Below are 19,303 nucleotides of genomic sequence, written 5' to 3' on the forward strand. Positions count from 1 at the left end.
CGTTGCTCCACCGAAGTCGCGCGCGATTTCCCAACGATATCCGCCGGAGCGAGACACTCTCGTAAGCCCTAAGACAAAGCGGCGGGGCCCTTTCGAGTCCCGCCGCAATTCTTGTGTGCGAACCTGCTTTTAACTTGGCGTCGGAGCGGGCGCCGCGGCCCCATCTGGCGCTGCGGCGGGTTGCGCCGCTGGCGCATTTTCTGAGGTGAGCGCTGGCGCCACTTCTGCTGGCGCCAAAGCTTCCAAGTGCACGACAAGCGGATTCGGCACGAGGTTCTGAGTTGCCCCAGAATTGGCGTCAACTGCTGCGCCGATAAGGCCACCAACCAGAACGTTTCCCGCCATGCCCAAACCACCGCCACTCGCGGTCGCGTGCGAGACGTTGGCAGTCACTTCTTGATAGCCCTCTTTTCGAATGAGCACCGTGAACTCGGCCTCGCGACTGATCCGGGCGAAGGTGCATGGCGTTGAATTGCATTCTTGGCCGGTACTCAAGCGCACATAGGCGCCGGACGGAATGGTCTCGACCACGAAGGCCGTAGTGGTGCCGCGGGTGATGGTTGCACAAGAAGCAAGCGCTAGCGCTGCCGTGAGCGCGACAGAAAGACGAAGCATGAAATTCCCCCCATAGATACGCTGACAAAACTAGGGGAACTGCGGTGAACCTGACAAGACGCTAGCTACCGCATTTGGCTTCGGTGGATCACAAAGTACGCAACGCTCCCCATCGCCCTCCAACGTGGAGCTAGCCCGTGTGCGAAATCGCACACAGCGCCGCTATGTAAGATCCACACACCTGGCGCCGCTTCCTTGCTCAGCGGGAGACGCGTCAGATCTCGCAGCTGGCCTTCACTCTCGGGTGCGGTCAATCACTTAGCGCGTGCAGCAACGTCGTGTTCTCGCGGGAAGCCGCGCCGAAACTTGATCCCCTTAGAGATCGGCGCCAACTCGACGTTTCGCGTGGCGCTCTTACCGGCCCCCATCGTCCCAGACAGGCTCGCCGAGGTTTACTCGCTCGGGTGGCACAAAGGCGCCAACACCGGCCCCTATGATGGCGCCGGGGACCGCGCCGATGCCGCCCAAGACTGCGCCTGTGCCCGCACCGATTGCGGCGCCTGAGGCAATGCGATCGCCCATTTGCGTGCCGCACGCGCAGAGCATCAGCGAAGCGCCAGCGGCAAGAGTAAATTTCATCATAAGGATTCTCCTTAGTGCGAACGTGGGCCAACTTTGATTGACGGGCCTCCACCGGTGCGTTCGGCGCAGTGCTAATTCATCACGGTCGCGGATTCTAGCTTTCTTACGCCGCGCAACAGCGGATGACCCGCCTCGCGAGCGCCGCCGCAGAGCTCGTGTCTTGGAGCTTGGCGATCGATCCCAGGGTGTTAGTCGCCTTCGGAGTCGTTCCAGCGCCCCGTCGTCGCTCGCGAATCGACTTAAGACGCTGGGAGCGACGTTGCGGCGAACTCTGCAAGGCACTCATCGGCCATCCGCATGAGCAACTGGTTCATCAGCGCTCCGTTGTTCGCCTCAAGTTCTTCCAACGTGGGTGCGTCGTCGGGCGTTTCTGGCATGGACTTCCTGCACTCGTACTGGGCAACTGCGCGACCGGTAGCCCCATCGATGATCTGGCTAGGGGTACTGAAGTCGATTCTGAATCGCCCCCAATTTGAGCTGAAATAGCGTTGCATCCGCATGTGCGTCTTTACGTCTACATAAAGCAGGTCGGAATTGATCGGGTAGTCAGTGCGTTCCGTCACGGCAGACATATCGCGTCTGTCGCCTACTGTTTGGATGCCATATCGCGACTGCAGTAAGGCGATCAGCTGCGTTTCAATGTGCGTCGCAGGATCAACCACACCGTGCTCTGAGGCGTAATTGCGCGCCGCTGAAGCCATAGCTAGCCCACCAATTGCTCCAAAAGCAGCGCTGCTCGCCCGCATAGGCGTCATGCCCGGGGCGGCCTGAGTAACAGCCACCAGCGTGCGATTTTGATACGCCCACATTCCGGCACTACAAGGCGGCGCACCAAAACGCGCAAAAATCATTACCAATCAATGCATTCGAGACGATTTGCGATGACCTGAGACAGTCTGCGAAATTGCTCGAAAGGAGGGAATGGTGCCGCCTACGTGACTCGAACACGTGACCCCCGCATTACGAATGCGGTGCTCTACCGGCTGAGCTAAGGCGGCGCCGGACGGCGGGCCAGAGGCCGCCGCGGAAGGGCGGTTTCCTACGCGTAGCCGGGCGGAGAGGCAAGGCCGGGCGGCTTTGGCTTGTAGGATGCGGCGGTCCGCCCCAGAAATTGGCCATGTCCGACCCGGCTTATGTGCCCTCCTCGATCGCCAGAGCGCGAAATATCGCCGATCTGCGCCGCATGGCGCGGCGGCGGCTGCCGCGCATGGTGTTCGATTACATCGATGGCGGCGCCGACGATGAGGTTTCTCTAGCGCGGAGCGTTTCGCGGTTTCGTGACCTCGAGCTCACTTGGGACGCACTGGCCGATGTATCGGAGGTCGATACATCGACAACGATCATGGGCGCGGCGTCCGCGTCGCCATTCTTCATTAGCCCTACGGCGACATCGCGCCTGTTTCATCCGCGCCAAGGCGAGCTTGCCGTAGCGCGGGCGGCGCACGCAGCGGGTGTGCCGTACGCATGCTCAACCTTGGCGTCGTCGAGTGTGGAAGATATCGCGGCGGCGAACCCGGGAACGAAGTGGTTCCAGGTTTATGTCTGGCGCGATCGCGCGCTGGTGAAAGAGATGCTGGCGCGCGCCAAGGCCGCCGGCTTTAGTGCAATTTTGCTGACCGTCGATGTGCCCGTCGCCGGCAATCGCGAGCGCGACGGCGCCAACGACTTCACCATCCCACCCAAGGTCACTTGGCGCACGGCGACGCAAGCCTTGGCCGCGCCTGGCTATCTTTGGGACCTGATGACCACGCCGGAGATCAGACCGGCAAACTTCGCGCACATACGCATTGATGGCGGACTGATCGGCTTCATCAACGCACAATTCGACCGCACCGTGACGTGGAAAGATGCGCAATGGTTGCGCGATAATTGGGATGGCAATCTTGCCATTAAGGGCATCTCGACGCCGGAAGATGCGCAGCGCTGCATTGGCATCGGGGCCAATGCGGTATGGGTATCGAACCACGGCGGCCGGCAGCTTGATACAGCGCCCGCTACTATCGACATGCTGCCGGGGATCGCAGAAGCCGTTGCAGACAAGGCGGAGATTATTCTCGACGGCGGTGTCCGGCGCGGCAGCGATGTCGTGAAGGCTTTGGCGCTTGGCGCGAACGCTGTCGCGGTCGGACGCGCCTATCTTTACGGGCTTGGCGCGGGAGGCGAACGCGGCGTGCGGCGCGCGCTTGAGATCTTGGATAGCGAATTGCGGCGCACGATGGCGCTCTGCGGGCGCGCCCGACTAAGCGGCCTGACGCGCGATCTGATTTTCAAAAAGACCCTGCCCTGAGGGCAGCGGGACTAGGAAGCAAGCCTCTGCTCGACCTTGTTCTTCACAAACTCAACGCCTTCAACTGTAGTCTCGAAGTCGTGGAGAACCTCGATGGCCTCGTCTGCTTCCATCATCGGCGTTGCAGCATCTGGGAAGCGGAAACGCCAGAATGAATCGATGTGACGGATGACGCCCACCGCTTCGCCGATGGGAATGAACAGCGATGGCGCTTTCAGGAGGAAATTCCGAAACGCGGAAGGCTGACCTTCGGCAAGCGCGGCGAACGCGACGCCATACTCAAGCAAAGTCTCGTCGACGCGCTTCAGAGCGAGCTGCATCTTCATCAGAATGTCGCGGCGCGTTTCGGCGAGTTGCTGACGCTCATCGGACGTAGCTTGCGTCACTCGCAAGCCGGCGAAGCGTGGCTTGAACTCGGCAAGGCCCGGACGGATCTCGTCCATCAGCCACTTGTAATAGAGGAAACCCTTCCAGGCGAAGACACCCTCGATGTATTCTTCGCCGGAGAGACGCAGCGTTTCGCGAAGCGGATCAAGCGTCTTGGCCGTCTCGTCCGTCATCAATTTATCGGCCAGGCGCTGCGAGAGACCACCGGCGTCGATACCGCCCGTCGCAAACGCGAGGCTGACGAGCTGGGCGATTTCCTTGCCGACGAACGCGCGCATACGCGTGATGTCGGCTTCGGCGATATCGAAATACGCGCGTGCCGGATGAATCCCCATGTGGCGCAGGCGTTCACGCAACAAGAACGGATCGAATGACGGCAGTGCCGCGAGAGCTTTCAAGAGCTCGGCGTCAGCGAGCAAATCAGTGTCGTTAGTATAACCGCCAACGGCGTCCTTTAGCAGGCGTTCGAAGCGCAGCTCATTGACCATGAAGCTGATGCCGCCGAGCTCAAGCTCTTGGGCGGCATACGGCAGAATGACTTTAGTCGCGGTCGTTGTTGGGCGCGTAAAGAGTTCGCGCTCGTGCGGACGAACCACGTGCTTCAAAATCAACGCGCGATTGAGGCGCGGATTTCGAAAGAGTGGCTTGTTCTTGTAATCGTCCGTGTCGCAGAAGCGCTCGAAGGCGAGCGCGAGGTTCAGCACGCGCGCAGTAGAACCGCTGGCGCGGATCAGCGATAAATCGCGTCGGCCGTCTTTCTGACGCACGGAAAACCTCCGCTACGCTTTTCCGGCGCCTGCATAAAATTTTGATTAACCTGGATTCGAATTTGTCGGAAAAGCGCGATCGGGAATTTGATCTGGCGCCACCCCACGCGGCATGACCTTGAGCACCGCACGCCAAAAAATCGGCAGCATAAGCAAGATGATGCCGAACTTGACCAAGTTCGCGTAAGGCAGCGCATCCAACGGCGTCGGGACAGCCACCAAAACGTACGCGAGCACGCCGAGGCCCAAGAGCGCGGAAATCAAAAGAAAGAAGTAACGCTTGGGCGTCTCGCCGATCAAAACCCGGCCCTTCGGATGGGTGACGGCCCAGCGCGCAATCGCGGCGCGGACAAACGGTGTGTAGCTGTCGGAGCGATCTTCGAATTCACGCGCGCCGCAATAATGGACGTTGTCGATGACGATCTTGCGCTCGTCTTTCGGCTGCAGTTCGAACACGTAGCGCCATGAACAAGCACGCACCGGGTCGTGCAGCAAACGCACGCTGGCGATGTCGGACCAGCGATAGCGTTTGTCGCGGCCAGAGCCGCCACGCGTCACAAGCGCGTCGTCCTCGACACGCCACTCGCGTTCGCTTCTCGAAATCGCGCCGCCGCGCCTGCGATAGATGACCGGTTCAGCCATTGCCGTCTGCAAAGTGTGCGCTGCCGGCGCTCCAAAGGAGAAGCTGACGCACCCAATAGGAATAATTCAACCGCCAGCAAGCCATCCGGTTTCCACCCGTGACATCGGCCGCACCATACGCCAAGCGCGCGAGCCAAGGCTACGTTCGGCGTTAGGTCACGCCGCCGCGTGTTTGTGTCCAGTTTCACAGGAGGGAATGGCGCACCCGAAGGGATTCGAACCCCCGACCCCTGCCTTCGGAGGGCAGTGCTCTATCCAGCTGAGCTACGGGTGCGTGCTGGCGCGGGCTAGGCCCGAGCGGGCGACACCTCTAGCCGAGCTTCTCCGGAAACGCGAGCCCTACTCCGCCGGCGGGCGGACGATCCGGCCTTGCAGGTTCGACTGGACCTCGCGGGCGTCGAACGCGTCGGCCTGGTTGGCGGGCTTGGCGCCGTTGAACATGGCGATTTCGGCGATGGCCTCGTAACGGGTCACTTCGCGGTACCGCGACGGTTCATCCCAGAAGGGATCGTACCAAGGCGACCAGCCATAGTGCGGGCGGAACGCGAAATAGGAAAATCCATAGCGATTGCCGAAGCCGTCGCCCTGTAGACGCGAGTGCTCCTCGGTGTCGCGGGTGACGACAACGAAGTAGTCCTTGCCGTTCTGCAGCGTCACTTCAGCTGCGCGATAGAGAAGGTAGGTCTCGACGGCTTCACGATCGGTCAGCGTGTTTCCGCGGAAGGTGATGCGGATGCGGTTGTCCTCGATCCGCTGCTCGCGAAACCCGTAGTCTGCGGTCTCGGTCGGTGCGTAGGGCGTGGCGGTTGCGCAGGCGGCTAGCAGCCCGGCAAAAGCGGCAAGCGCAAGCATTCGCATGCGACTCATCTCCAAATTCGGATCCTGACCACCTTTATGTAGGCCGATGGGCGGCGGCGCCAATCTCAATCTGGTGATGGTGACCACCGCCGCGGCCTTAGTGATGAAGGATAGTCGCGACGTTGTGGACCTTGGCGGGCGCCAGCTCCTCCCCGGTCGCCAACCGGACCGAATGGATAACCGCCTCGATCTCGGCGCGCCAGAACTCGAGGAACTTATGGATACGAGGATAGGATGGCGCGAGATCAAGCGTCTGCCAGGTGAAGCTCTGCAGCAACGCCGGATGGTCTGGCATGTAGTAAAGCACCTCGGCCGTCGCTAAGCGCCAGCCCTTCAATCTCAAAGCGAACTCGGTCTCCATGCGGCCTCCGAAAGCAACGCACAGCAAGCTTGCTGTGTGCTCGCTTAATCGAGGCTGAAGCGGTGCGCTTGGGTGGTCAACGATCTGCAACTGTTGACGCGAAGATTAGCAACCGCCGCGTATCGCTGCTTAGCGGACTTCGCTTTCGAGCGACTTGGCTTCGACCATACGCTGTGAGGCGAAGTGACACGCGAGATAGCCAAGCATAATCGGCGGCGCGCCAATCGCTGCCGGCACGAACGGCGATCCCTCGCCGGCGCTCAGCGCGATCGCCGTCATGATTAAGGTTAGTGGAAAGCCAACGCCTAAAAGGAAGAAGCCGGCAACGGTGAGCAGCTTCGCTTCTGCACGGAGCACAGCAGGATTGGGACGAACAGCGGCCATGAGCCAAAAGCTGCGAAAATCGCGCCACTCGGGAAACACGCAGCGCGCGTGGGGTTAACGTTGCACGCACGCCGCTGGCTCAACGTGTTGTGTTGCAAGAAAATCGCGGTTTTCATCATCTGACGTTAAGGCGGAGGAACTATAATTATATCTGAGGCGTCCCTCAGAAGAACTCGAAAGAAGACGCACGCTGGTATGGCACTCTCGGATCTACTGACCGCTGACGAGCAAGAGCTCGCAGAGCACTACCCGAACCGGGTCGAACACGCGGCCGACGGTATCGTGCATGCGGTTGGGATCATTGCCGCATTGGTTGGCGGCGGACTTCTGGTTGCGGTCGCGTTGGTCAATCGCGGCGTGCCGATGGCGACTGCCGGCGCAATTTACGCGATGTGCCTGATGGCGATGCTCGCCGCCTCGGCCATCTACAATCTCACCAAACCCTCCCGGTATCGCCGCGTGCTGCGTCGGATCGATGAAGCAGCGATCTTTTTGATGATCGCAGGCTCCTACACCCCATTCACCGTGAAGCTGCTGCCGCCTAATTTTGCTGTGGCGGTCACGGTGGCGATCTGGGTAGCGGCGCTCGCGGGCGCTGCAGGCAAAGTGTTCGCCACCAACCTCTCCGACCGGGCGTGGTGCTTTATCTATCTGGCGTTTGGCTGGCTGGCGGTGCTGATCCTTGGGCCGGTGGTGCCGACTTTGCCGCCGCTCGCGATTGCAATGCTGGTGGTGGCCGGCGTCACCTATTCAGGGGGCGTGCTACTCTATCTGAACCACGCCATCCCCTTTCGCCGCGCACTCTGGCATGCATGCGTCATCATCGGCGCTGCTGGGCATTACGGTGCGGTGATGATCGGACTGGTTCTGAGCTAACCGAAACGGCGCGCAAGCGCCTGAACAGCAGCGCCATGGATAACGTCAGTCGCGACATTGCTCGCAACCGGGTGCGATCCGAACTTCGCCATCACCAAATTGAGCTCCGGGCAAATTAGCATGCGCTGGCCGCGCACGCCGAGCATCCACACAGAGCCAAAGTGATCATGTGTGCACCAGAACTGGCTCTTATAGGACCAACCCTGTCGCGTGACCGAGTTGCTGCGCGCGAACGCTTCACGATCACCGCCGGTAAAAATGGAGGCGATCACTTCGGCCGGAAGCGCTTGCTGTGAGCCCACGCGACCGCCCCGGCGAATGGCTTCTCCGAAACGGACGAAATCGCGCAACGTCACATTGAGACCCATGCTGGCGATTTCCATGCCTGCCGCATCGATCGTGAAATACGACGCACCCTCAGCGCCGATCTTTGAATAGATTTCCTCGGCATGCAGCTGCGACAGCGACTTGCCCGACACCCGTTGCACGATCCAACCGAGCACATCACTGCTCGCTGAGCGATATGCGAAAGTATGTCCCGCCGGATGATCGCGCACACTCAGCGTCTGCAGCGAAGCGTAGGCCCCGCGCGGCGGATTTGCAGGATCATGCGGCGACAGGCCCATCTGATAGGCATGACGATAAATGTCGGCTGTGTAGTCCGTGTAGTCCTCACTGAAATGCACGCCGTCCGTCATGTCCGCGACTTCCCGCACGGTGGCGGCGGCATAAGCGGTGTTCGCCATCTCCGGCAGATAAGATTCTACCGTGCGTGAGAAGTCGAGCTGACCGCGTGAGGCGAGGATTTCAGCGAGGAAGCCGCAATAGGACTTAGTGCACGAGAACAGCAGATGCTGGTGATGCGGCTCCATGCCGTCGAAATAGCGCTCGAACACGACGCCGCCGTTGTGCAGCACGATCGCGGCATCAGTGTGTGTGGAGGATAGGAAGTCGTCCCAGGTGATCTCACCGGTTTCGGTTTGAAGGCGAACATCGTCAAACGATTGCGGCGATTCCCGAAGCGCAATCGGATGCCGGATTGCGGGCGTTGCATCGCGCGAAGCGAAGAGTTCGCGCATGTGCCGCACGGACCACTTTGCCTGCGGATACATGTGCCAGTTGGACGGATCGACGCGCGCTGTCTCCGACGGTGGGAACCCGTGCATGTACGCGCGTGCGGTGAGTTCACCGCCCGCAGTCTGCGCTTCGCCGCCGCTTGCGACGCCTGCTGCCGCTGCTGCGCCTAAAAGTGTTCTGCGTGTCATGATGCCCGCCATTGATCGCCCATGAGATGAGACTAGCAGCGCAAAGCGCAATTCCAACATCACCGTGCGGAACCCCCAGTACGCGCACCTGTTCTAGCAAGACACCCCAGAACAGGAGCAACTCCCCATGCCCACAACCACCGGCCACACCAGCGCGATCCGCGCGAAGAAAGTCATCGGTACATCCATAAAGGACACCACCGGTGAAAAGATCGGCACAGTCGAAGATCTCGTGCTCAACAAAGAGAACAACTCAATTCTCTTCGCCGTCGTCGGTTTTGGCGGCGTTCTGAAGATCGGCGAGAAATTCCATCCACTGCCGTGGGCATCACTGAATTACGACGAAGAGGAAGACGCCTACGTGGTGCCCTACACAAAGGACGAGCTTAAATCGGCGCCGTCGGACACGATCGACGAACTCACCAAGAATGACGGCGTCGCGTATCGCGACCAGGCCTTCGCCTTCTATAAGGTTGATCACTATTGGACGTAGGGGATCACGACAAAATTTGAGGCGCGCTCGCTGGCGATAGCGGGCGCGCTTTTCTATGTTGGAATGATGTCTAGATCGAGTTTGATCCAGCGCGCAATCTACGTCCCGACGGAGCAGACGTTGGCTGTGACGTTCACGACAGGCCGGACCTATCTCTATTTTGGCGTTCCGGCAGACGTGTATGCGGAATTCGCCAGTGCTCCATCGCGAATCCAAATCTTCAATTGGCGGATTCGGGACCACGAATTTCGCGAGTTGGATTAAATCCTAACATCGGATGTCAGGTAGACGCGATTAGACATCGAACGCGTTTGCGCAGGCTGGCCGCTGGCTCCGCGCCGAGAGCCCAGGCTTTGTTGTGTACAGCACGGGCTCCGGGGCCCGCCTACGCGGCGCGACAGAAGAACTCGAAGCCTTCGACGCGATGGTAGCTGCGATCCGACGCCAACGCGCCCGTATTTTGTTGGCTCAGATACGAGCCGTCGGATGCCAAGATAAAGAAGTCCGGGTAGCCGGCCGATTCCAGAAAGCGAGACAGAAAGCGCGCGTTTTCGTCCTCCTGGCTCATGTTCACTTTCAGGATGAGAAAGGACTGAGCAAACTCCGCGCGAACGTCGTCATTTTCCGCGGGATAAATATCGAGGATGTCGCACCAGACGCACAAATCGCCGTCAACGATGATCTGAACGCGCCTGTCTTCGCGTTGCGCACGCTGGAGCGCAGCGTTGAGATCGGCGACGGGATTGCTCTGTGGATCATAGCCTTGGTTGGCATACAGCGTCCGATCGAGACGCACCGGCGGGTCAGCCGCCGCTTGCGTCATCATCAACTAAGGGCCGCTACGCAAGCCAGGAGCGCCCGCATTCGCCTACTCATTCTTACCGCGCTTCTTGTCGCGCTCGGCAAGAATGCGAAGACGCAGAGCATTGAGCTTGATGAAGCCTTCAGCGTCGGCTTGATTGTAGCCGCCCGCTTCGTCGAAGCCGACAAGCTTCTTCGAATAGAGCGAGTACGGGCTTGAACGGCCGACTGTGCGGACTCCGCCCTTATAGAGCTTCAACGTGACATCGCCGGTGACGCTGTCCTGGCTCGCATCAATAGCGGCCTGCAACATCTTGCGCTCAGGCGTCCACCAGAAGCCATTATAGATGATGCCGGCATATTTCGGCATCAGCTCATCTTTGAGGTGCATGGCGCCGCGATCGAGCGTGATGCTCTCGATGGCGCGGTGGCCGTACCAGAGAACGGTGCCGCCTGGCGTTTCGTAAAAGCCGCGCGACTTCATGCCGACATAGCGGTTTTCAACCAAATCGAGGCCGCCAATGCCATGCTTGGAGCCCAGACGATTGAGCTCCGTGAGGAGCTCGTGCGCCCTCATCGGCTTGTCGTTGATAGCAACGAGATCGCCGCGCTCGAAGCTGAGCTTGATTGTCTCGGCTTTATCGGGCGCTTCTTCAGGCGTGATGGTACGGCGATCACCGCGCTTGGTGACGATATCCGGCACCTCAACGTCCGGATCTTCAAGCGCCAAGCCTTCACTCGACGTGTGCATCAAATTCGCATCGATCGAGAACGGTGCGGCCTGCTCTTTTCCCTGCGCGATCGGAATGCCGTGCTTCTTGGCATAGTCAATCAGCTGCGGACGGCCCTCGAACTCCCATTCACGCCACGGCGCGATCACTTTCACGTCCGGCTTCAGAGCATAGTAGCTCACTTCGAAGCGCACCTGATCGTTGCCCTTGCCGGTCGCGCCGTGACAAACGGCGTCTGCGCCGACCATGTTGGCGATTTCAATTTGGCGCTTGGCGATCAAAGGCCGCGCGATCGAAGTGCCGAGAAGGTACTGGCCTTCATAGAGCGTGTTGGCGCGAAACATCGGCCAGACAAAATCACGGACGAACTCTTCGCGGAGGTCGTCGATGAAGATGTTGTCCGGCTTCACGCCCATCTTCAGGGCCTTTTCGCGCGCAGGCGCGAGTTCTTCACCCTGGCCGAGGTCAGCGGTAAAAGTGACGACTTCGCAGCCGTAAGTCTCTTGCAGCCACTTCAGGATAATGGAAGTATCGAGGCCGCCTGAGTAGGCGAGCACGACCTTGTTGACCTTGGGCTGCGACATCAACTTTTCCTGGGATTCTTTCAAACGAATGGCGCGCCTTCTTTCACAGCGCGCCGCTTAGATCAACGGCACCGGACGGTCACGGACCCACTTCGAGAACAGCCATTTCACACCGTTGGTCGTTGGCGTCCCGGCGTGAAGCGTGCGGGTATCGGGATGGCCTTCGGTCAAATTCCAGAACGCCAGCGCGTCGCCCGTTTTGCCTTTGAAGCTCCAATCGAGGCGCGGGAAAGTTGTGGCGCCGCCTTCGTAATCGTCATTGAGGTAGATCAGGAAGGTGACGGTGCGTTGACCTACGGTTTGTAATTCGCGCGCGAAATGCACGACGCCGGGATCGATAAAATCGTAGTGCGGGCGATATTCCTGGCCGGGCGTGTAGTGGAGAATATTCGTCGGTTCCTGATTTGCGACAGGCTGGCCTATAGCGGCGGCGATGCGCGCATGGACGACTTGGAGCACCAGATCTGTGTCGATTAGCGAAAAGCCCATGCCGGTATTTGTGCGCACCGCGTGAACATTGGCGCCGCCCGCCTCCGCGTTCTTGATGCGTGCGGCGTCGAGATGCGGGCGCGCCCGACCCATAATCCAGGCGCACGCAGTCTCGGACAGAAAACTTTCTGCGGTCGCAACACGCGGAGCTTCGAAGTGAATGAACTGCTCTGGAATGGCGAGTTGATTACCAAACCCATCGCCTATGACAGCGACCTGCCCGAGAGCGCGCTCGTCACCCTGCTCCGCCGCACGTCGCAACAGATCGAACGCTTCGCGCCAGTCCTGGGCGCGGCCAATACCGAGCGCCGCAAGCACAGCTGAAAGCTGAAGTGCGTCCGCATCCTGTTGCCGTGCGGAAGCTTCGACGAAGCGTGCGCCATCCTGCGGTGCAAACGGCGCGTTTCGGCCGACCAGCAACCGCGCGCCGAGTTCGTATTGGGCTCGCGCGTCGCCAGCGTTCGCACGCTGCTGTAGTGACGTAACGTCGGAGCCTGACACCAAAACGCCCTTTCGCTCGCTGCTTATGCTAGAGTTTTCGCGATGGCTCGCAACTTGGATCGGCTGCTGCGTGATTACATCGCGCCCCCGCCCGGCGTGCGCCCGGCGGATTTCGCCGCGCCCGCCGGTGCGCCGGCATTGTTCGCACCGGATTCGGTAAGCTGGCGGGTCATGAAGAACCCGGTGGCGCTGATCATTGGCGGCATCGCAGCGGTGATCTTGGAATTGGCGGAGCCCCGCGTTCGCACAGGCGTGTGGGAGCATACGAGCTTTCGCAGGGATCCCGTTACGCGCATGCGCCGCACTGGGTATGCGGCGTGGGTCACCATCTATGCGTCGGCCGAAAACGCACGCTCGATGATTGCCGGGGTTGTGCGTGCGCATGAACGTGTCGAGGGGCGAACGGCTGCGGGCGCGCCGTATCGCGCCAATGACCCCGAACTGTTGACTTGGGTGCACGCAACGGCCGCCTTTGGATTTTCGGAAGCCTATTCGCGCTACGTACGCACACTGACGCCGGCGGAGATCGACGCTTTCCACACCGAAGGTGCGCCCGCAGCCGCGCTCTACGGCGCGGACCAACCTCCGCGCTCGGCGGCAGAACTTCAGGCGTTGTTTGCGCGGATGGCGCCCAAGCTCGAACGCTCGGACATCGTGCTTGAGTTCTTCTCGATCGTCCGTGCAGCGCCGCTGCTACCGGTAAAAGCACTGCAACGCCTGGTGGTGCGCGCCGCTATCAGCATAACGCCAGATTGGGCGCGCGAGACATTAGGGCTTGGGCGAGAATTTGCTCTACGGCGCGGCGAGCACACGCTAGTGCGCGCACTTGGAGCAGCATCGGATCGGTTCGTTCTGGAGGACGCACCGCCAGCCCAAGCCTGCATACGGCTCGGCCTGCCCGCGAACTACCTCTATCGCTAGACCATCACCTGATTACCGAGCTCCACGGCGCGCCCGGACGGAATATGGAAGAAGTCCGTGGCGTTGGTGGCGTTGCGGGCGAGGAAAATGAACAAGTGGTCTTGCCAGAGCGGCATTCCGCTTCTTTCGCTCGGCACAATAGTGCGGCGCGAGAGGAAAAAGCTGGTTTTCATAATGTCGAACTTCAGACCGTGCTTGCGCGCTTCGGTCAGCGCTTTGACCACGTTCGGCGTTTCCATGAAACCGAACGTCAGCGTTACGCGCCGAACGTCGGGCATGTAGTCTTCCACCTTGACGCGCTCGCTATCTGGCGCCCGCGGCGCGTTCACGGTCTTCACCGTCAGGATGATGATCTGCTCATGGAGCACCTGGTTGTGCTTTAGATTGTGCATGAGCGCAGCGGGCGCGATGTCTGGATCGCCGGTGAGGAAGATTGCAGCGCCACGCACGCGGTGAGGCGGATGGTGTGAGAGTGTCTCGAAGAGCTTGGCGAGCGGTTCATCGCGGCGCGTCGTCTCCGCCAGAAGCCGAGTACCACGCACCCAGGTCCACATGATGATGATGAGACCGCCAGCAAGCAGCAATGGCACAAAGCCGCCGGACCAAACGCGCTGAAGGTTCGACGCCAGGAATATGCCTTCGATGATGACGAATGGCGTGACGATTGCGGCGGCCAAAATCGCAGGGCGCTTCCAGAGTTTCCAGATGACGATGAACATCATGCAGGTGCTCATCAGCATCTCGCCGGTGATCGAAATGCCGTAAGCAGCTGCGAGGCGTGTCGAGGAACCGAAGGCGAGCGTCAACACGAGAACCCCGGCGAGCAGCAGCCAGTTGATCTGCGGCATATAGATCTGACCAGCTTGGGTTTCCGACGTGCGACGGATTTCCATGCGCGGCAGCAGGCCGAGCTGGATTGCTTGCTGAGTCAGTGAGAAGGCGCCGGAGATGACGGCTTGGCTGGCGATCACGGTCGCGGCAGTCGCCAGAATCACCAGCGGCAAGCGGAGCATGTCAGGAGCCATTTCGAAGAATGGGCTGAAATTGAATTGTACCGTCGTCGCGCCCACGGCCCGCGCAGCCTCGCTTGCGATCTGATATTCGTTGTTCAGAGTGTCGAGGTTCGCAATCACGAACGCGCCCTGCCCGAGATAGTTGAGCGTAAGCGCCGGCAGCACGAGGCCCACCCAGGCGACACGGATGGGGCGGCGCCCGAAATGGCCCATGTCGGCGTATAGCGCTTCGGCGCCTGTCACAGCCAAGAACACCGAACCCAACACGATGAAGGTGAGGAAGCGGTGCTCGATCATGAAGCCGATGGCGTGCAGCGGCGATAGCGCTTGGAAAATTTCCGGGTGCGCCATGATTTGGGTCACGCCCAGCGCACCCATGGTGATGAACCAGATTGCAGTGATGGGTCCGAAGAAGCGACCCATAACGCCGGTGCCGCGCGATTGGATCGCGAACAGGCCAACCAAAATGCCAATCGCGATTGGTAGAATAAACGGATCGATTGGGCCTTCGAGACCCGGCACCGCCTTTAGGCCTTCGACCGCGGACATAACCGAGATCGCAGGCGTGATGAGCGCGTCACCGTAAAACATCGAGGCGCCTGCAACACCGATCAAGAAGAGTAACGGCGTACGCTTGCCAAGCGCTCGTTGGGCTAACGCCATGAGTGAAAGCGTGCCGCCCTCGCCCTTGTTGTCCATCTGCATGACGATGACGATGTATTTCAACATCACCACGATCATCAGCGCCCAAAAGATAAGCGAGATGATGCCGAGGATTTCCTCACGCGTCGCGAGCGTTCCGTCCTGCAGGACGTGGTGGAAGGATTCCTTGAACGCGTAGAGCGGGCTGGTGCCGATATCGCCGTAGACCACGCCAATCGAACCGATCAGCAGCGTCCAGAATCCCCCATGCGCAGCCGCACGCGCGCGGCCACCGCCACCGGCGCCGTTCGATGAGCTGTTTGGCTGGGGCGCTTCGGCTGGAGCCTGCGCCATGAAAGAAATCCCCTTCGAGCGCAGAGCCGCACCCGGTGGGCCGCGCGTTTACGCCCTTTAACGTGGAGGCGCAAATGCTTGCGCCTTCACCTTATTGCGACTGGGGACCTTGTGTTTTGGTTACCTCAGCGGCAGCCGCAGCCACCACCACCGTGGCCGCCGCCATTTCCGCCGCTACGGGCGCTTGAACGGGCCGACGCGTACGCAAAGGCCGAGGCTGAAGCCGAACTCCCACGAACTATGACAGTCGTGCTTGAGTAATAGCCGCCAACACCGATATCGGCGCCAACGCCGCCGCCTCCGGCAAAGAACGAATTGGAAAGGGTCACCGTCTCAGGGCCAGTTTCGACGACCGGCGGCGGCGGGAGCGGCGCGGCCGGACGCGGCGGTGGCGGGCGGCGCATGCGCTGGCGTTGCGGCGGACGTGGGCGCTCGATGCCATCGGCGTAAGCGGCGGTGGGAACAACGACAGCCGGTGCGACAACAAACGCCAAGGCCGCAAGGATCGCGCGCACGCGCATGGCAATCTCCAGAATAGAATGCGTGATCTTCTCGCACGCGCGCACTCAAATGAAGCCGCTTCGCCACAGACGCTCGAAGTTCGCGCGAGATCTGTCGCGTTAATCAAAAATCGCTGGCGATACCTTTGCGCTCCCAGTCGCCAAATCGGGTCGGTTCTGGACCTTCCCGACCGCCGAGTTCCTTCGCTTGTTCCTGCGCGCGCTGAGCGGCACGGCGCTCTTCAGCCTCGGCGAGCGCGCGCTGCGCCTCCGGCGTCAGCTTACGCGGCGGTGGAGCCTCATCTGCCATATTGAACCTATACCTCTGGCTCTCGATATCTTCTCCCAAGTGAGGAGAAAGATGAACCATCTCAAGACGTATATTCTTCTGGCAGCTATGACGGCGCTCTTTGGCGCTGTCGGTTACCTCGTTGGCGGCACAGGCGGCATGTTGATCGCTCTGCTGGTCGCCGGCGCAATGAACCTGTTCGCCTACTGGAACGCCGACAAGATGGTGCTGCGTCATTTCAAGGCGCAGGAGATACAGGCTGGACACCCCGATGCGCGCGTTCGGGCATACGTGGAAGATGCACTGGCGCTAGCGCAGCGCGCGGGTCTGCCCGCGCCCAAGGTCTACATCATCGACAACCCACAACCGAACGCGTTCGCCACCGGCCGCAACCCAGAGAACGCCGCCGTCGCCGCCACGAGCGGCCTCCTTGCCTTGCTTTCACGCGAAGAAATTCGGGGCGTCATGGCGCATGAACTGGCGCACGTGAAAAACCGCGATACGCTGACCATGACGGTGACGGCGACGATTGCCGGCGCCGTGGCGATGCTTGCAAACTTCGCGCTATTCTTCGGCGATCGCGATCGCAATCCGATCGTCGGCCTACTGATCATGTTTCTCGCCCCGATCGCAGCATCCTTGGTGCAGATGGCGATCAGCCGCGCGCGCGAATACGAGGCGGACCGCATCGGCGCGGAAATTGGCGGTGAGCCGGAAGCGCTCGCCAGCGCGCTCCAGAAAATTGAAGGCTACGCTCGTCAACGCGTGAACATGGACGCCGAGCGCAACCCGGCGATGGCGCATCTATTCATCATCAATCCGCTGGCGGGCAAGGGCGCCGACAATCTCTTCTCAACGCACCCGAACACGCAAAACCGGATCGCTCAATTGATGGATATTGCACGCCGTTTCGGTCGCGCAACCACGCCTCCCCAAAGTGGTCCGTGGGGCGCCGCGACGGCGCGAAAGCGCGGCCCCTGGGGTTAAGCTTCGGCAAGGCGAGGTATGGCGTCGCTTTGCCGTTGATTAAATGAGCGAATTTGCTGCGGCACGCACTGTCGCACGGCGGTTATGGTTGATGAATCCTTAACCGCCGCCCTGCGAGCTTTGCTGGTCAGGTTTTACGACAAGCAATGCGCCGCCTTCCCGTCCTCCCTGTCGCGCTTTGCGCGGCCATCGGCTTGCCCGCCGTGGCGCCCGCTTGGGCGGATACGCCAGTGACGATCGACGGCGCCGATCACGATACCCGCCGCGCTATCTTGGATCTCCTCCCGGACCGGGAAGATCCGGAGAGTTTGTTCGACGCCGAACGCATCGCGGAAGAAGCGGCCGCGCGCGCTTTGGCTTGGTTGCGTTCCGAAGGATATTACGGCGCGACTGTTACACCGGAAGCCAGCGAGAACCCTCCATCGGCGCGGCTCATCATTGAACTTGGCGCACGCTTCACGTTCGACACGCCAACCATCATCTACCAAGCAGGCGCTCCCAATGGGGACGCCTCGCGCGCGACCGACGAAGCGATCGCGACCGTGCAACGGCGAGATCCAGCGCGGGCTGCCGCTGTTCTGCAAGCTGAGTCGGATGCGCTCGCGGCGTTGCAGGCAAATGGCTACGCCGACGCCACTGCGGGCGACCGGCGCATCGTCGTCGATCACGCCAGCGCGGAAGTGAAGGCAGAGTTTCGTTTCAACACGGGCGAGCTTGCGCGTCTTGGCAACGTACGCGCTGAGCCGAGCGGTATTTTCCGTCCTGGTTTCATCGGTGATCTCCAGAATTGGGAAGCCGGCGACGTGTATTCGCCGCAAGCACTGGCGCGTCTGCGGCGCGATCTCACGTCAACAGGCGCTGTTTCACTCGCATCCACAGAGCTTGCCCCGGCCAACGAAGCCGGGCTGCGGGATGTAATCATCAATGTCGAGCCGGCGAAGCGAAACGCGAACGAACTCGGCGTCAGCTATTCCACGACCGAAGGCGCCGGTGTGCAAGCAGAGTGGACGCGCCGCAACCTGACCGGCCGCGCGGACTCGCTCACGATAGGCGCAACCCTCGCGGAAATGCAGCAAGGCTTGGAAGCTTCGCTAACGCGGCCGCAAGCTGCGGGCCTCGGGCACGCAACCACCTTCGGCGCATCGGCGGATCGCGAGCAGCTCGAAGCCTACTCGCGCCAAGGTGTCGCCATCTTCGCGTCGGTTGATGCCTCGACGCGGCTGCGCAGCGCCACGAGTTATGGCGTGCGGCTCTCCGCAGACGAATACGACGATCTCATTGGCACGGTGCAGGATGCGATCGTGCTTTCTGGATTTGGAAATTGGCGGCGCGACACCACCTCGTTCACGCTCGATCCAACCGAAGGTTCGATCACGGAATTTCGTCTCGAACCGTCAGTTTCGACGGGCGATGAGACACTTGGCTTCCTTCGCGCGACTGCCGAAGGCCGCATCTATGAATCGATCGGGAGCAATGACCGGCTGACGCTCGCTGCTCGCGCGCGCCTCGGTTGGCTCGAAGCTGTATCCGGCGATCCGAATGACGTTCCTCCCGATAGACGCTTCTACGCGGGCGGCGGCGGCTCGGTCCGTGGCTACGAATACAATTCAATCTATCCCGAAGAACGCGATCTGCTTGGGCTCACGCCCGGCGGACGAGGCGCGGTGGAAACCTCCTTCGAGGCGCGTTGGCGATTCAACGATACATGGGGCGCCGCGGTATTCGTGGACGGCGGCACGGCGTTCGACACGTGGGGCGACGCAACCGACTTGAGCTGGGGCGTTGGCTTCGGCGCACGCTACAATCTGGGCTTTGCGCCACTGCGTATCGACATCGCGTTTCCGCTCGACGAAGACCAGCGCAACGACGATTTCGCGCTCTACATCAGCCTCGGCCAAGCGTTTTGACCGAGGCAGCGCCCAAACCCCGCTGGCGTAGACGCTGGCTCGCTCTGGCAGGCGGCAGTGCTCTCGT

Annotated in this window: 22 protein-coding genes and 2 tRNA genes; 7 read left to right on the plus strand and 17 right to left on the minus strand. The window is 60.8% G+C overall.

Going from position 1 to position 19,303, the window contains the following annotated elements; genetic code table 11:
• Positions 1–129: 129 nt before the first annotated feature.
• The 4 genes from ATE48_RS09610 to ATE48_RS09625 all read right to left on the minus strand — a co-directional run bounded on the left by ATE48_RS09610 (position 130) and on the right by ATE48_RS09625 (position 2,195).
• On the minus strand, positions 130–615 hold the full coding sequence (locus tag ATE48_RS09610; RefSeq protein ID WP_066770670.1) for a hypothetical protein: 486 nt from the start codon (positions 613–615) through the stop codon (positions 130–132).
• Between the two features lie 354 nt (positions 616–969).
• Entirely contained in the window at positions 970–1,197 is a 228-nt protein-coding gene (locus ATE48_RS09615; protein WP_066770673.1) for a hypothetical protein, read from the minus strand.
• A 239-nt stretch (positions 1,198–1,436) separates the two neighbouring features.
• A complete protein-coding gene (locus ATE48_RS09620; RefSeq protein ID WP_228126881.1) occupies positions 1,437–2,048 on the minus strand; it encodes a hypothetical protein in 612 nt (203 codons plus the stop codon).
• Positions 2,049–2,119: 71 nt separating this feature from the next.
• Positions 2,120–2,195, minus strand: a tRNA-Thr gene (locus tag ATE48_RS09625).
• 119 nt (positions 2,196–2,314) lie between these two features.
• Between ATE48_RS09625 and ATE48_RS09630 the strand changes: the two genes are divergently transcribed.
• The gene (locus ATE48_RS09630) at positions 2,315–3,484 is read left to right on the plus strand and encodes an alpha-hydroxy acid oxidase (RefSeq protein ID WP_066770679.1); all 1,170 of its coding nucleotides are present in this window, start codon (positions 2,315–2,317) and stop codon (positions 3,482–3,484) included.
• Between the two features lie 11 nt (positions 3,485–3,495).
• Here ATE48_RS09630 and ATE48_RS09635 read toward each other — a convergent pair whose 3' ends face one another.
• From ATE48_RS09635 to ATE48_RS09660, 6 genes are all read right to left on the minus strand, one after another.
• The gene (locus ATE48_RS09635) at positions 3,496–4,638 is read right to left on the minus strand and encodes a hypothetical protein (RefSeq protein WP_066770682.1); all 1,143 of its coding nucleotides are present in this window, start codon (positions 4,636–4,638) and stop codon (positions 3,496–3,498) included.
• 45 nt (positions 4,639–4,683) lie between these two features.
• Complete coding sequence (locus ATE48_RS09640) at positions 4,684–5,280, minus strand: hypothetical protein (protein ID WP_066770685.1); 597 nt, start codon at positions 5,278–5,280, stop codon at positions 4,684–4,686.
• A 197-nt stretch (positions 5,281–5,477) separates the two neighbouring features.
• Positions 5,478–5,554 (minus strand) — tRNA-Arg (locus ATE48_RS09645).
• Between the two features lie 65 nt (positions 5,555–5,619).
• Positions 5,620–6,138 carry a CC0125/CC1285 family lipoprotein gene (locus ATE48_RS09650; protein ID WP_228126567.1) on the minus strand — a complete coding sequence of 173 codons (519 nt, stop codon included), beginning with the start codon at positions 6,136–6,138 and terminating at the stop codon, positions 5,620–5,622.
• Positions 6,139–6,235: 97 nt separating this feature from the next.
• Positions 6,236–6,499 (minus strand): Usg family protein, encoded by a 264-nt coding sequence (locus ATE48_RS09655; RefSeq protein WP_066770688.1) that lies wholly within the window; start codon positions 6,497–6,499, stop codon positions 6,236–6,238.
• A gap of 129 nt (positions 6,500–6,628) precedes the next feature.
• Complete coding sequence (locus tag ATE48_RS09660; protein WP_156767709.1) at positions 6,629–6,883, minus strand: hypothetical protein; 255 nt, start codon at positions 6,881–6,883, stop codon at positions 6,629–6,631.
• Positions 6,884–7,078: 195 nt separating this feature from the next.
• On the opposite strand from ATE48_RS09660, the gene trhA reads away from it, so the two are divergent.
• Positions 7,079–7,759 (plus strand): PAQR family membrane homeostasis protein TrhA, encoded by a 681-nt coding sequence (gene trhA, locus ATE48_RS09665; protein WP_066770694.1) that lies wholly within the window; start codon positions 7,079–7,081, stop codon positions 7,757–7,759.
• On the opposite strand, the gene ATE48_RS09670 is transcribed toward trhA, so the two are convergent.
• A complete protein-coding gene (locus ATE48_RS09670) occupies positions 7,756–9,024 on the minus strand; it encodes a serine hydrolase domain-containing protein (RefSeq protein ID WP_228126568.1) in 1,269 nt (422 codons plus the stop codon). The two genes, trhA and ATE48_RS09670, sit on opposite strands and share 4 nt — an antisense overlap.
• Before the next feature lie 127 nt (positions 9,025–9,151).
• On the opposite strand from ATE48_RS09670, the gene ATE48_RS09675 reads away from it, so the two are divergent.
• The gene (locus ATE48_RS09675) at positions 9,152–9,517 is read left to right on the plus strand and encodes a PRC-barrel domain-containing protein (RefSeq protein ID WP_066770702.1); all 366 of its coding nucleotides are present in this window, start codon (positions 9,152–9,154) and stop codon (positions 9,515–9,517) included.
• A gap of 66 nt (positions 9,518–9,583) precedes the next feature.
• On the plus strand, positions 9,584–9,781 hold the full coding sequence (locus ATE48_RS20445) for a KTSC domain-containing protein (protein WP_066774805.1): 198 nt from the start codon (positions 9,584–9,586) through the stop codon (positions 9,779–9,781).
• Between the two features lie 121 nt (positions 9,782–9,902).
• Here ATE48_RS20445 and ATE48_RS09685 read toward each other — a convergent pair whose 3' ends face one another.
• Genes ATE48_RS09685 through ATE48_RS09695 form a run of 3 tightly spaced genes read right to left on the minus strand, consistent with a single transcriptional unit; the run spans position 9,903 to position 12,623 of the window.
• Positions 9,903–10,343: a thioredoxin family protein gene (locus tag ATE48_RS09685; protein WP_066770705.1), complete on the minus strand. Its 441-nt coding sequence runs from the start codon at positions 10,341–10,343 to the stop codon at positions 9,903–9,905.
• A gap of 42 nt (positions 10,344–10,385) precedes the next feature.
• Positions 10,386–11,633 (minus strand): argininosuccinate synthase, encoded by a 1,248-nt coding sequence (locus ATE48_RS09690; protein WP_066770707.1) that lies wholly within the window; start codon positions 11,631–11,633, stop codon positions 10,386–10,388.
• 57 nt (positions 11,634–11,690) lie between these two features.
• Entirely contained in the window at positions 11,691–12,623 is a 933-nt protein-coding gene (locus tag ATE48_RS09695; RefSeq protein ID WP_066770709.1) for a 2OG-Fe(II) oxygenase, read from the minus strand.
• Positions 12,624–12,665: 42 nt separating this feature from the next.
• On the opposite strand from ATE48_RS09695, the gene ATE48_RS09700 reads away from it, so the two are divergent.
• Complete coding sequence (locus ATE48_RS09700) at positions 12,666–13,544, plus strand: oxygenase MpaB family protein (protein WP_083197267.1); 879 nt, start codon at positions 12,666–12,668, stop codon at positions 13,542–13,544.
• Here ATE48_RS09700 and ATE48_RS09705 read toward each other — a convergent pair.
• From ATE48_RS09705 to ATE48_RS09715, 3 genes are all read right to left on the minus strand, one after another.
• Positions 13,541–15,553, minus strand: coding sequence for a potassium transporter Kup (locus ATE48_RS09705; protein ID WP_066770711.1), 2,013 nt, complete (start codon positions 15,551–15,553; stop codon positions 13,541–13,543). The two genes, ATE48_RS09700 and ATE48_RS09705, sit on opposite strands and share 4 nt — an antisense overlap.
• A gap of 125 nt (positions 15,554–15,678) precedes the next feature.
• Positions 15,679–16,074 (minus strand): hypothetical protein, encoded by a 396-nt coding sequence (locus ATE48_RS09710; RefSeq protein ID WP_156767711.1) that lies wholly within the window; start codon positions 16,072–16,074, stop codon positions 15,679–15,681.
• A 103-nt stretch (positions 16,075–16,177) separates the two neighbouring features.
• Positions 16,178–16,363, minus strand: coding sequence for a DUF1674 domain-containing protein (locus tag ATE48_RS09715; RefSeq protein WP_066770718.1), 186 nt, complete (start codon positions 16,361–16,363; stop codon positions 16,178–16,180).
• Between the two features lie 51 nt (positions 16,364–16,414).
• Between ATE48_RS09715 and htpX the strand changes: the two genes are divergently transcribed.
• The gene (htpX, locus tag ATE48_RS09720; protein WP_066770721.1) at positions 16,415–17,329 is read left to right on the plus strand and encodes a zinc metalloprotease HtpX; all 915 of its coding nucleotides are present in this window, start codon (positions 16,415–16,417) and stop codon (positions 17,327–17,329) included.
• 146 nt (positions 17,330–17,475) lie between these two features.
• Positions 17,476–19,236 (plus strand): autotransporter assembly complex protein TamA, encoded by a 1,761-nt coding sequence (locus ATE48_RS09725; RefSeq protein WP_066770726.1) that lies wholly within the window; start codon positions 17,476–17,478, stop codon positions 19,234–19,236.
• The last annotated feature ends 67 nt before the right edge of the window (positions 19,237–19,303 follow it).

The organism is Candidatus Viadribacter manganicus (genome assembly GCF_001679665.1).
Taxonomy (GTDB): Bacteria; Pseudomonadota; Alphaproteobacteria; order Caulobacterales; family Aquidulcibacteraceae; genus Vitreimonas; species Vitreimonas manganica.

Bases quoted from the DNA above. Each gene is read 5' to 3' on its own strand.
- trhA (WP_066770694.1), top strand. From the start codon at position 7,079: ATGGCACTCTCGGATCTACTGACCGCTGACGAGCAAGAGCTCGCAGAG.
- ATE48_RS09640 (WP_066770685.1), bottom strand. From the start codon at position 5,280: ATGGCTGAACCGGTCATCTATCGCAGGCGCGGCGGCGCGATTTCGAGA.
- ATE48_RS09670 (WP_228126568.1), bottom strand. From the start codon at position 9,024: ATGACACGCAGAACACTTTTAGGCGCAGCAGCGGCAGCAGGCGTCGCA.
- ATE48_RS09610 (WP_066770670.1), bottom strand. From the start codon at position 615: ATGCTTCGTCTTTCTGTCGCGCTCACGGCAGCGCTAGCGCTTGCTTCT.
- ATE48_RS09655 (WP_066770688.1), bottom strand. From the start codon at position 6,499: ATGGAGACCGAGTTCGCTTTGAGATTGAAGGGCTGGCGCTTAGCGACG.
- ATE48_RS09615 (WP_066770673.1), bottom strand. From the start codon at position 1,197: ATGATGAAATTTACTCTTGCCGCTGGCGCTTCGCTGATGCTCTGCGCG.
- ATE48_RS09710 (WP_156767711.1), bottom strand. From the start codon at position 16,074: ATGCGCGTGCGCGCGATCCTTGCGGCCTTGGCGTTTGTTGTCGCACCG.
- ATE48_RS09705 (WP_066770711.1), bottom strand. From the start codon at position 15,553: ATGGCGCAGGCTCCAGCCGAAGCGCCCCAGCCAAACAGCTCATCGAAC.
- ATE48_RS09675 (WP_066770702.1), top strand. From the start codon at position 9,152: ATGCCCACAACCACCGGCCACACCAGCGCGATCCGCGCGAAGAAAGTC.
- ATE48_RS20445 (WP_066774805.1), top strand. From the start codon at position 9,584: ATGTCTAGATCGAGTTTGATCCAGCGCGCAATCTACGTCCCGACGGAG.
- ATE48_RS09690 (WP_066770707.1), bottom strand. From the start codon at position 11,633: ATGTCGCAGCCCAAGGTCAACAAGGTCGTGCTCGCCTACTCAGGCGGC.
- htpX (WP_066770721.1), top strand. From the start codon at position 16,415: ATGAACCATCTCAAGACGTATATTCTTCTGGCAGCTATGACGGCGCTC.
- ATE48_RS09725 (WP_066770726.1), top strand. From the start codon at position 17,476: ATGCGCCGCCTTCCCGTCCTCCCTGTCGCGCTTTGCGCGGCCATCGGC.
- ATE48_RS09650 (WP_228126567.1), bottom strand. From the start codon at position 6,138: ATGCGAATGCTTGCGCTTGCCGCTTTTGCCGGGCTGCTAGCCGCCTGC.
- ATE48_RS09685 (WP_066770705.1), bottom strand. From the start codon at position 10,343: ATGATGACGCAAGCGGCGGCTGACCCGCCGGTGCGTCTCGATCGGACG.
- ATE48_RS09715 (WP_066770718.1), bottom strand. From the start codon at position 16,363: ATGGCAGATGAGGCTCCACCGCCGCGTAAGCTGACGCCGGAGGCGCAG.
- ATE48_RS09620 (WP_228126881.1), bottom strand. From the start codon at position 2,048: ATGATTTTTGCGCGTTTTGGTGCGCCGCCTTGTAGTGCCGGAATGTGG.
- ATE48_RS09660 (WP_156767709.1), bottom strand. From the start codon at position 6,883: ATGGCCGCTGTTCGTCCCAATCCTGCTGTGCTCCGTGCAGAAGCGAAG.
- ATE48_RS09630 (WP_066770679.1), top strand. From the start codon at position 2,315: ATGTCCGACCCGGCTTATGTGCCCTCCTCGATCGCCAGAGCGCGAAAT.
- ATE48_RS09700 (WP_083197267.1), top strand. From the start codon at position 12,666: ATGGCTCGCAACTTGGATCGGCTGCTGCGTGATTACATCGCGCCCCCG.